This window comes from Peribacillus muralis, assembly GCF_001645685.2.
Lineage (GTDB): Bacteria > Bacillota > Bacilli > Bacillales > DSM-1321 > Peribacillus > Peribacillus muralis_A.
The window spans coordinates 1,057,546-1,069,756 of record NZ_CP017080.1 but is presented as its reverse complement, the minus strand read 5'-3'; the positions used below and the strand labels follow the sequence as shown (position 1 = coordinate 1,069,756).

The following is a 12,211-nucleotide window of genomic DNA, read 5'->3' as shown; positions in this document are numbered from 1 at the left end:
AGGAAGAAATGAATGACCACTGAAATTGATAAGGAAGTGCATGACGACCAAATTAAGCAAGTGCTTGTGGACGAACCATACGCCTCTTTTTCAAGGATGAAGTTGACAAAGCTTGGTCCTGGCACAACAGAAGCCAAAAAAAATAAACTCGCATGGTATCATATAGAAGTGGTGGCCGAAAAAGAACTGCTCGCAACGATGGAGGCGATGGTTTTCCAAAAGACTCAATACTTCGTCGACCAAGTGGGGGGATTCCCGATTCGGAATCCCCCCACTTATAATGAATTTAATTCGCAAAGCCTCCTCCCTAGTTATTAACCGCAATATCGAAGTCACTTCGTGGGCTCCCTCTCACTTATTCTATCAATCTGATAAACTATATAAACCTTGCTTCACGAACACACTTAGAATGTATTGTGTGGTCCGAAGAAATCATATAGAGGATTCCATCTTATTTTTCACGGGACCATTCCCCCCTTGATCCAAAATCTTAACCGACTAATTCTTTCAAAACTTGCCCATCTCAAGGAGATCCTTTTGCTCGACGGAATCACATTCGATGACAAATCAAAATATGTGCTACAGCCTCCCGCCGCCAACATTTTGATCCAGTTTCTAGAGTCTTCCCAAGATTTTTCAAAGTTGCACTGGGATATCCATTACTTATAGAGACCCTCGTGACGCTACCAGTTTCTCCGTCTTTCCTACATACACATCCAGTGCTGCCTGCAAAGCCTCTCCCCGATTAACTTGGAACCCTTGACGCAAAAGGACAGCTTCGAAGGAGGCCAATACAAACAGGATATTTTCTTTCCTGCAACTGAAACCCATGGTCCCGATCCTCCAAATTTTCCCTTGAAGCGGTCCAAACGAGGAAGCGATTTCGATACCAAATTCATTCAATAGCATGGCTCTTACCGCTTCACCATCGATTCCTTTTGGAATGTCGATGCAGGTTACACATGGAAGTTTATTGTTCCCGTCCCCGAATAATGTAAGTCCCATTGCCTTGATCCCTTCAACGAGAGCGGTTTCGTGAAGTTCATGACGGGCAAAGCGTGTTTCCAAGCCTTCTTCGAGTACAAGGCGCAACCCTTCACGTAACGCATAAATCATGGAAGTGGCTTCTGTATGGTGATTCAACCTGCGCGGTCCCCAATAATCCTGCAGCATGCTTAAATCGAAATAATTACTGGCAATCGGAGGACGGCCCGAAACGTTTTGATTGTCTTCATCCGTAGCAATGCCGCGTTCCACCTTTTTGCGGGACTGGATGATTTCTTCTATTCGCTCGTTATACGTAATCGGTGCCATACCCGGAGGAACGGATAAACATTTTTGTGTTCCGCCTATCAATCCATCAATACACCATTCATCCACCTTCACATCAGTGCCCCCGATGGAGGCAACCGCATCCACCACAAGCAGTACTCCCAATTCACGGCAAGCCAACCCGATTTCCTTCATAGGCTGCATACAACCTGTGGAAGTTTCCCCATGGACGATTGCCGTTATTTTAGGGGAGACCTTCTTGATTTCCGCGATGACAGCTTCCGGTTCGAACACCTCTCCCCAAGGACATTCCATCGTATGCACTTCAGCTCCGTACCGCTCACAGATTTCCACCAATAAATGACCGAACCTGCCGAATATAGGAACCAGAACCTTATCTCCTGGCTCAATGATACTACATAGAATTGCTTCATTCCCCGACCTTGAGGTACCATCTATCGGGAACGCCCATTTGTTTTTCGTTTGAAAAACCGATCGCAGCATTTCCATCACTTCATTCATGATAGTAGTGAAAGCAGGATCGAATTGCCCTAATATCGGTGTGCTCATCGCCCTTAGGACACGTGGGTCCACTTCGACTGGGCCTGGTGTCATGATCGTTCTTATCGGTGCGTTCAACTCTGAATATGCCATTTCAAGCAACTCCTTTAATAGACTAATCTAGATAGTTTTTCATTTAAAGCGTTCATCCCCTCCTGCCTAAAAACGAAAAGCTGGCAAGCTGGACGATTCAAACTGAACACTTTTGCAACCGGGCTCCGTCAGCTTCCGGATAATTTGATATTTGTTCTGACAAGGTGAGCAACAAAACCATGATCCATGCCTTGAATTCCGAAGCAGAACCAATGGCACCTTCCTGTATGACATAAGAGTCGTACCCGCATGGCTCACTCTCACTTATGATTTTCACCATAATTATTGGCGTTGCCAGGCCTCTATGAGAACCAGTCGGAATTCTCCCACCCGAGGAATTCATCCCCAAGCCCGACTAATAAACTGCTTGTAAATAAGAATATGTAATAAGGTTGAGCACCCATCCTTTACCTTGGAATAAAATAGCCGGTTCTCCTCATGACTTTCAGTTGCACCCGAAGCATTTTGACCATTTTATCATCGCACGCAGCTTCATCATTTTCCTCCATGAATTTATTGATTCGACTGCCCATCACAGTGCTCCCCTTCTGAATATCCATTCACAATATGATTAATCACTAAATTTATATCTTCTATTATTTTACTTGCTTTCGCTTTTGACTTCATTGACAAAAATGTTAGTATTTCGCTGTTTTTTTGTGCAATATAGCCAGTGTAACTAAACCAATAATGTGTAAAACCTACAGATTTCTATACTCAAAAGAAGCGGTCCATATTGTTATAGTTAGCATCTTATCATATTTCACTGGTATTTTTTTATCAATTAAGATACCAATTCCAATCAAACATTTAAATTGACTTCTGATGATCTGCAAACCTACATAGGGTATAATTAATCTTTTTAGTAATGATTGACCCATGTTTACCAGTCTTCTTCTATTTATAACGAATTAAAACCGAAATGGGGAACAAGTAATGTTGATCACTTGTTCCCCATTTTATAAAATGATCACTTATTTTCGACCCGATGCCCCCGTAGGAATTTACTAGAAGAAGTTAAAGTATGTTCAGGCTTTATATCTTTATTACTTTCATTTGTATATTTTAGAACGAAAGTAAAGAAAACTTACTTATTGTTATTTCTTATTTTTTTCGCTTCAATCCGCCGTCGATGCAGGATGGGCTCAGTATACCCATTTGGTTGGTCATAGCCTTGAAACACTAGTTCGCATGCCGCTTGAAACGACACTGAGTTGTCGAAATTTCCCGTGATATATTGATATGCTGAATCTCCAGTGTTCTGTTCATCCACTACTTTAGCCATTCGTTGTAAAGTCTCCAATACCTGTTCCTTCGTACAAATTCCATGATGAAGCCAGTTAGCCATATGCTGACTCGAAATCCTTAGTGTGGCACGATCTTCCATCAACCCTACATTGTTTATATCTGGTACTTTGGAGCAGCCTATCCCTTGATCTATCCAGCGTACAACATAACCGAGGATACCTTGAGCATTGTTATCCAGCTCTTGCTGAATTTCTTGCTGACTCCATTCAAGGTTTTGAGACAATGGAATGTTTAACATATCATCACGTAAATTTACTGGATTCTTTTTCAACACATCTTGTACCTTTTTTACATCCACTTGATGATAATGAAGAGCATGCAATGTGGCTGCCGTTGGAGAAGGCACCCATGCTGTATTAGCCCCCGCTTTCACATGACCTATCTTTTGCGTTAGCATTTCCGCCATCATATCAGGTATTGCCCACATTCCTTTACCAATTTGGGCACGACCTTGAAAACCGGTTGTCAAACCTACTTGGACATTAGACTTTTCATAGCCTTGAAGCCACATGGATCCCTTCATGTGATTTTTTAGGATCATGGGTCCTGCTTCCATAGAAGTATGGATTTCGTCTCCGGTTCGATCTAAGAATCCGGTATTAATGAAAGCCACCCTTTCTTTAACTTGGCGAATGCAGGCTTTCAAGTTTAATGAGGTCCGACGTTCTTCATCCATTACACCAATTTTCAGTGTATTTCGCTGTAGTCCAAGCATGTCTTCCACACGATCGAAGAGTTCATTGGCAAAAGCCACCTCTTCGGACCCATGCATTTTTGGCTTAACGATATAGACTGATCCTTTAGAGGAATTATAATATTCACCATTACCCATCAGGGAATGTTTGGCAAGCAAGCTAGTCATGACTGTATCCATGATTCCCTCAGGAATCTCCTCACCATTTGCATCCATGACAGCATTTGTGGTCATTAAGTGTCCCACATTACGGACAAACATTAGTGAACGACCTGGCAATGTGAATTCTTCACCATCTGGTGCGCTGTATAAACGATCCGGGTTCAATGTACGGGTGATCATTTTATTCTCCTTTTTGAAAGTTACATTCAAATCACCCCTCATAAGACCTAACCAATTTCGATATACCAGAACTTTATCATCAGCATCCACTGCGGCAACTGAATCCTCACAATCCATAATGGTCGTAAGCGTAGCTTCCATTAGGATGTCCTTAACCCCTGCTCTATCCATTTTGCCGATCGTATGACTTCGATCGATCTGAATTTCAAAATGCAAGCCATTATTTTTTAATAATATAGCCGATGGTTTTTCGAATTCGCCTTGATGGCCAACTAGCTTAGATTCCTCTACTAAACTCGTAATTTTCCCATTTTTTAGTGTAACAGCCAACTTCCCGTCCACCACTGCATATTTCACAGCGTCTTTATGTGAATGACCATTTAAGGGAGTTACTTGATCAAGAAAATCCTTTGCAAATGAAATGACTTCTCCACCGCGTACTTCATTGTAGCTTCCTTCTCGGTAGGCACCTCCTTTTTCGCCAATGGCATCTGTTCCATATAGGGCATTATATAGGCTACCCCACCTTGCATTTGAAGCGTTAATAGCATAACGGGCATTATCAACGGGGACAACAAGCTGGGGCCCAGCTTGGAAGGCTATTTCATCATCTACACCTTCTGTCGTAATATGAAAGTCTTCTCCTTCAGGTTCGAGATAGCCAATTTCCCGCAAAAATGATTTATATTCAGCAAAGTCAATCTCTTTATTTTTTCTATGCCATGAATTGATTTTGGTTTGAATTTCATCACGACGAGCTAACAATTTTTTGTTTTTTGGAGACAAGTCGTATACCAATTTTTCAAAATCAGTCCAAAATTGCTCCTGATTCAGGTTACTTCCAGGAATTCCTTCTTGATTGATAAATTCCAAAAGGACCGGAGCCACTTTAATATTACCTACTTTTACATATTGTTCCACGGAACATTCCTCCTTTAACTTAGTTTGACTTCCGGATTACGCCCAGAAGAATTTTTGTAAACAAGGTGAACGCTTTACCCTTAACGTGTTCAACAATCGATTAATCAATTTCCATTTCTTTTGGGATATTGCTCATTTATCATTTTACCGGAAAATATATCGTTTATTGTCTGATTTCCAATTTACTTGATAACTTATTCCAATCTATAAGTTTTTCCAAAAAGATCGATATAATGACACCCATAATGAGACCATTTGCAATGAAGGGCTGCAAGAGGACTGGAATACTGCCGAATGATGCTGGCGGGATATTCATGATGCTGACACCAACCAGGACTGGTCCCGCTAAGCGGAATATCGTTTCAGAGTTGAAAAACGTTCCTTTTAGGCTGTTTAATGCAGTCCCGAACAATTGAAGGTATGCGACAAATAAAACAGCGTTACCTATCGTTAGTGGTATTGTTCCCAGGAACCTCCCTAATGGCGGAATGACTCCAAGGAGAATGAACAAGGATCCGCCTATAATGAATGGCGCTCTTTTTAATAACTTGGTACTTTGTAAAAATCCTATCGTAGATGTAAATGGTGTAAAAGGGACCAAGCCAAAAATTGGGGTGATACATGCAAAAATACCTGTCACAAAAATGGATCTCCTGTATTGACCATTTTCCACCTTTTCCTTGTAAACATCCGCTACGGCTTGAATAGAAGCGAAAGAATTCGTTAAATTCAGAAGGACCGCAAAAAAAGAGACAAGAATAATACCAATATCCAAGTTTGGAGTTCCGAGGGGAAAGAAAGTGAAAGCCATTCCTGAAGAGCTGGCCGTCGGAAGATCTGAAGGGAAAATAATCCGATAAAATGCCCATCCTACGATAATTCCGATCAGGATTGAAAAATTGCCTAGTATTTTCCCTCCCTTAATCCTTAAAAAACCAACGAAAATAACAATCAAAATTGAAAACAAACTGACAGGGAGATCAATCGTTCCACTTTCGGTTATTTTAAACATTCCTTTGAAGAAAATGAAGATGAGCTGAAAGGTTAGCAAAAATATATAAACACTAATCACCATCGGCTTAATTACTTTCTGTATGATATCAATCATGTTAAATGCCGCAAGCAGTATGGTTACAGCTCCCGCTAGCATGATACCTGTTGCAATTCCCCCTCCTACGGTTGCAAAATCCAATCCGAGTGCAGATGCAGAAATGCCCATACTTATCATTAGGCCCCACATTAGACCAGAGTGGCTATCCAATAATGGATAACGATGCCCAATCCAGGCCTGCAGAATAGAAGCTATTCCTGTAAAGATAAAGGAGCATCTTATTGTCATTTCAATTGTTTCTGAAGGAAGCTGAAATGCTGCCCCTACAGAAATTGGGACGACAACCGTATTGGCAAAAATAAAAAAAAGCCACTGTAAAGAGGACATTATTGTTACAGTAACTCCTTGCTGTGTCATCTTAATCAATCTTAATCATCACCATTTCCTTTATAAAATCTGTTTGTGGGTTTTTATGAAAGCCATGCTCTAAAAGTATTCTTTCCTTTGGAAGCCTTAGTTTCTTCGTGAAATTAATCATTTCAAAAAAAAATAAACATATAAGCGAAGCGCTGTCTTCATTACAACCGCTTCGCCTTGATCACTTTTACCGTTTTTTGAAATAATAACTTTTTTTTTAATATCTTGTAATATCCATTGGCAATGTCCCTGCAGCAAAGCCTACAAACACGAATCTACTGCTTCCCGTATTACGCATTCCATGGATTTGATTGGGCTTCGCCAAAACTACCATTCCTTGTCTGATCGTAATCTCATTCTCTAAATCTGGAAAGTAAGTTCCTTCCCCCTCGATGCAAACCCAAATGTCGTCAACATTCGAATGGGAATGTAAATATACTTCCTGCTCAGGTTCAAGACACCAAACGGCCCCAACCGTTTTATCCGTTTCATAGAAATAGTTTTTTTGTGGTACATTCGGATCGAATTTTGCTATTTTATCAATTTCAAAAACTCTTTCCTCCATTATCGACTTTGTGTTCAAAATTATATTGTCCATATTTCAGCGCCTCTTTCATACTTAATGGATTTGAATTACACTTACCCAGATTTCCTAGTTAAAACCTCTGGCCGCATTAAATCTCTTGAAGCTGGTTTCTACGCATTAGTAGGTGTGCCTATTATAAGGCTGCATCACGATTACAATCTTTAGAGTAAACATATGTTAGATTTTCTCTGCCTACCGCATAGGCTGCTTGATGTACATATGGACCCATAAAAATGTAATCTCCCTTCTTTACAGGGACCCACTGATTATCAAGATTATACATCCCCTCTCCCGAGAGTAGATATGCGCCATGTTCTTGCACATGCGTTTCGATGAACGGATGGGATGCAGCAGGATCAAAGGAAAGAATATGAAAATTCATATCAAAATCTATATCAGCAGGCAATAGGTCCTTTAGATGGACATTATGCATATCATCATAAATCCTAAATTCAATGTTGTTCGCATGATTTGAATAAACCCATGGATTTCGTCCTTCAAGCGGACGATATTTTTGCTTATATAGGAATAGTTTGGAATCACCATCCAACTGGTTTTCTAAATACAGCTTCGTCCCTGGCGGACAGTATAAATACCCGCTTTCTTCGAGGACAAACTCTTGTTCACCAGCAGCAGCTTTTATTTTCCCTTCAATAACATAAACAAAGGTCTCTATATCTTCTTGTCCACCAAAACCCTCGCTGTTCTTACCTTCCTTTTGCATTGTCACTATATAATCGACAAAGCTTGCTCCAAGCTTTGGAGAACCCAAAATGGAGATGATGCAATTCTCGAATCCTGGTACAACATTATTGACCAATCCTTCCGGTGCAATTAAAGCATATTTACCGTGCTCAATTATTGATCTGCTTGACAATAAATCTTTAGGATAACCCATCTTTTAAACTCTCCTTTTAATCGCATTTTTTGAGTATTCATTTAACATCAAATCCTGGTGTGCCCTCTAGATTACCTTATAATTGAAGCTTCATTTCATATATTGATAGCTTCCTTACCTAAAGGTTAAACGCTTTCATTTAAATAGTCATTAACCCTAATTAACAAAAACGAGTAAGTTTTTTATCGATTATAGATAAAACATCTGTTTATATATTCATACATTTTTGCATTTTAGATTAGGTCATAAACAAATTTCTGAAACCGATCAAGCAAAAGAAATGATTAAGATTTTTTCCGTCCTTAACCTTAATAAATATTAAATTTTAATTTTTTCCACAGTGGTAATGCTTCCATTTTCAAAAACAATAGCCCCATTGACGATCGTCGTCGTTACTTGCCCTTTGAATGTCCTGCCCACATAAGGCGACTGCTGATGACGGTAGAACAAATCTTCCTTTTTCAGCTCGAAGCTTCCGTTCAGATTAACGATCGCCAAATCAGCGTCGCTATCAACGGCTATTATCCCTTTATGGGGATAAAGGCCAAATAACTTAGCTGGATTCGTTGATGTTAATTCAACAATTTTCCCCAGGGGGAGATTACGGTTGAAATGCCCCTCTGTCAACATAATATTAAGCGTAGTTTGAGCACCGGAAATACCACCCCATGCACTGAAAAAATCATCATTTATTACTTCTTTCATTGAGGCAGGTGCAGGTGAATGGTCGGATGCTATAACGTCAATTTCACCATTTGCCACAGCTTCCCATAATTGCTCCACTTCTTCCTCATCACGCAGTGGGGGGCAGCATTTTGCCAAACCGCCTTTTTCCTCTAAATCTTTTAATGTCAAAGATAAATAATGAGGGCATGTTTCTACTGTAATATCCAGACCTCTTTGCTTTGCCTGATTAATGACATCCACCACTTTCCGGCTGCTCGCATGAACAATATGCAGTTTACAGCCTGTAGCTTCAGCATATGAAATGATCCTGCTAACCGCCTCGATTTCGGAAATTATCGGTCTGGATTCGACGAAATCTTTTGCAGTCGTTTTATTTTGCCTTTGTTTTTCTTGCGCTAGCTGATCACAAATGACTGTACTTTCAGCATGAACGGCTAAAAGTGAACCTACAGAGGCAATTTCCCTCATCCCTTTAAAAATTGAAATATCATCGACATGATTGAAATCGATAATTCCGCTCGGTGACATAAAAGCTTTAAATCCAATTACTCCATTTTCATCAAGTTCCTTAATATTCTCAATATTTTCTGGTGTAAGTCCACCCCAAAAGCGGCAATTGATTACCGACTTTTCTTCAGAGCAAGCTCTCTTTAATTCCAAATATTCTTTATTGATTGTTGGTGGTGTACTGTTCAATGGCATATCAAAGTAGGTTGTTACCCCACCTGCCGCTAAGCTTCTGCTACCCGTTCGAACACCTTCCCACTCAGTTCTGCCTGGCTCGTTGAAATGAACATGAGTATCGATTAGTCCTGGGAGGATGTGTTGCCCCTCCGCATTAATTTCTCTTGTTGCAACAGCATCAATATTTTTTCCGATGGACACTTCTTTAATTTTCCCTTCCTTAATGGCAATATCTCCTTGAAAAATCGAATCCAACATTACAAGATTTCCATTTCTAATGAGTAAATCATATGTAGCCATAAGTTCATTCCCTTCATTGAGCTCTTAAATTTCAATAAATATAGTAAGGAAATTCCTCCTGAATGTCCGGAACTTCGTTTTTGGATATAATAGATTTCACTTCACTAAGCTCGTTTTGCTTGTTTGAATTTTCGGACTTTTTACCTTCCATCAATTAAGCCTTTTTGACCACATCCTCTCGTTTCTGCATTTTTCTTGAATCATATAATTCCAGCTTAATTGTTCCAGGGGGTTTCCCACTCGTTATAGCACTGGACAATGATAGCGCTTACTCTTTACCGGAATGAAGGGTCTGTACAAATTTTAATGTGAGCTCTGATTAGAAGATTTAATCATTTAACAATTATGCAGGTATGAATATAGTTACTCAAATAATGAAAACTTATGATTTATCGAATGAAACAGTTTCATTAACCTTCAATCCTCTATACAATTGATTATAAGCGGATTGATTCACAAAATCATTATGCAGTGTAAACAATTAACATATTAATTTTTGTCTATATTTACTAACTTCGTTTGCTTCCCTTTCTAGAATTATAAACTGACAAAATGTCGAAATAGAAGGTGTATGATGAAAAAAATAGAAGATTTATTTATCGTTGATGTGTTTCGCGAAGCCAAGATTATTGCTGGACATGCGGGACTTAAAAGGAAGGTAGAATCGATTGAGATTTCAGAGACGCCAGATGCCATCAATTTCTTAGCTGAAAACTCCCTATTATTGACAACAGGATACGCTTTTAAAGACGATCCTCATGCTTTATGCAATCTCATTTCCCAGATTAATGAACTGCCCTGTGCTGGGATCGCCATTAAACTAAAAAGATTCATTGATCACATACCGACGGAAGTAATTGAATTAGCTGACTCATTAGAATTTCCGATTATTCAAATTCCAGAGACATTAACATTAGGTGCGGTCGCTCATCAATTATTAAGCTTTATCTGGGATAACCAGATCGAAGAGTTATTTTATGCGATGCATATTCACAAGGAATTCACCAATATGATGATAAAAGGCTACGGCCTCAATTCTTTAATTGAAAATCTTGGCTCGCTATTAAAATGTCCTGTTCTCCTACTTGATCCTATTGGTGATGTGACATCCTTTTCTCATCATTTTCGAACAGGAAATATGAAATCCGTCATGAAAAGTGTTCAGGAACACATTAAAAGTGAGATAGAAACATACCTAGAAAAAGACAAGCTTACAATCGACATCCAGAACACTGATATTTCCATAAAAATGTTTCGGGTGAAAACAATGCGTCCCTATCCATATTTATTATTGATTCTTCACCCTGAGAAGCTTTCATACCCATCTTCCCAATTAGCTATAGAGCAAGCATCAACAGTCATTTCATTCACGCTGCTTAAAAACGAGGCTATTAGAGAAAACAGTCGTCTGTTAGAAAATAATTTTTTTGCTTCCCTTGTTGATGGAAACATCTCCAACAAACAAGAAATCATTCATAGGGGAAAACAGCATGGCTTAATCGACAATATGAAATATGCATGCATTGTATGTAAGATTGATTATGATAAACAAAACGCCTTACAAAAAAGTGCAGAAATCATGAATAGATTATACGACTATCTTTATAAATTTTTACATAAATCATTTTTAAAAATAGATACTAACAACATCGTTTTTATGAAGGATGGTTATTTTGTTATTTTGATGCAATCTCCTCCGAATATTAATGATTCGATTAAAAGCATAATTGAAGAACGACTGAAGGAATTTCAGAATGAGGCTTATTCAAATCTGAAAATTTCGTTATCGTTCGGAGTTGGTAGTTTTTCTAACGACCTTACCTATATCCCACTTACATACGAAGAGGCAGTGGAAGCATGGACACAAGGGTCTGAACTGTTTCAAAATAAATTCATAAACTTTTACGAGTCCAAGGAATTAATCGCACTGATTCGATTAATTCCCGAAAAAGACTTGAAAAAATTTTATGAGAATACTTTACGTTCTCTATCCTATCCTAAAACTAAAGATGAAAAAGACTTAGTTAATACCTTATTGGTCTATTTGGATAATAATTGTGAGCTTGCGGTTACCTCGCGGAAACTGTTTGTTCACCGCAATACCGTTAAATACAGAATTGCCAAATGTGAGGACATTTTGAATTATTCCGTCCATGATTCAAAAAATTCACTTCATTTACGTATAGCTTTACTCATGGTTTCAATTTTCAGAGATAACAGTGAACAATAAATGAGTATAATTACTGGTATTGACTGCAGCTAAACTTGCACACACAATTAAATATAAAGGAAATCGTGACTTCCTTATTGGAAGTGACGCTACCGAATCGTTTGATCGTGGAGGAATGGACAGGATATAGAGGATATGCAGAACGCTTTATGTAACCAGATCTGAGC

9 protein-coding genes are annotated in these 12,211 nt (G+C 39.1%); 2 read left to right on the top strand and 7 right to left on the bottom strand.

Annotation, left to right across the window (positions count from 1 at the left end; genetic code table 11):
- Positions 1–12 precede the first annotated feature (12 nt).
- Positions 13–318: a hypothetical protein gene (locus ABE28_RS05085; RefSeq protein ID WP_064466758.1), complete on the top strand. Its 306-nt coding sequence runs from the start codon at positions 13–15 to the stop codon at positions 316–318.
- Positions 319–663: 345 nt separating this feature from the next.
- Here ABE28_RS05085 and ABE28_RS05080 read toward each other — a convergent pair whose 3' ends face one another.
- The 7 genes from ABE28_RS05080 to ABE28_RS05045 form a co-directional block, all read right to left on the bottom strand.
- A complete protein-coding gene (locus ABE28_RS05080) occupies positions 664–1,926 on the bottom strand; it encodes a pyridoxal-phosphate-dependent aminotransferase family protein (protein WP_064466759.1) in 1,263 nt (420 codons plus the stop codon).
- Positions 1,927–2,333: 407 nt separating this feature from the next.
- Positions 2,334–2,459: a hypothetical protein gene (locus tag ABE28_RS25645; protein WP_257390719.1), complete on the bottom strand. Its 126-nt coding sequence runs from the start codon at positions 2,457–2,459 to the stop codon at positions 2,334–2,336.
- A gap of 554 nt (positions 2,460–3,013) precedes the next feature.
- The gene (locus tag ABE28_RS05065; protein WP_064466762.1) at positions 3,014–5,191 is read right to left on the bottom strand and encodes a malate synthase G; all 2,178 of its coding nucleotides are present in this window, start codon (positions 5,189–5,191) and stop codon (positions 3,014–3,016) included.
- A gap of 163 nt (positions 5,192–5,354) precedes the next feature.
- Positions 5,355–6,629: a uracil/xanthine transporter gene (locus tag ABE28_RS05060; protein ID WP_257390718.1), complete on the bottom strand. Its 1,275-nt coding sequence runs from the start codon at positions 6,627–6,629 to the stop codon at positions 5,355–5,357.
- Positions 6,630–6,876: 247 nt separating this feature from the next.
- A complete protein-coding gene (locus ABE28_RS05055; RefSeq protein ID WP_257390717.1) occupies positions 6,877–7,257 on the bottom strand; it encodes a cupin domain-containing protein in 381 nt (126 codons plus the stop codon).
- Positions 7,258–7,378: 121 nt separating this feature from the next.
- Positions 7,379–8,143, bottom strand: a complete 765-nt coding sequence (gene allE / locus ABE28_RS05050) for a (S)-ureidoglycine aminohydrolase (protein ID WP_064466763.1) — start codon at positions 8,141–8,143, stop codon at positions 7,379–7,381.
- A gap of 318 nt (positions 8,144–8,461) precedes the next feature.
- Positions 8,462–9,814: an allantoinase gene (locus ABE28_RS05045; RefSeq protein WP_064466764.1), complete on the bottom strand. Its 1,353-nt coding sequence runs from the start codon at positions 9,812–9,814 to the stop codon at positions 8,462–8,464.
- Between the two features lie 574 nt (positions 9,815–10,388).
- Here ABE28_RS05045 and ABE28_RS05040 point away from each other — a divergent pair.
- Entirely contained in the window at positions 10,389–12,044 is a 1,656-nt protein-coding gene (locus ABE28_RS05040; protein WP_064466765.1) for a PucR family transcriptional regulator, read from the top strand.
- The last annotated feature ends 167 nt before the right edge of the window (positions 12,045–12,211 follow it).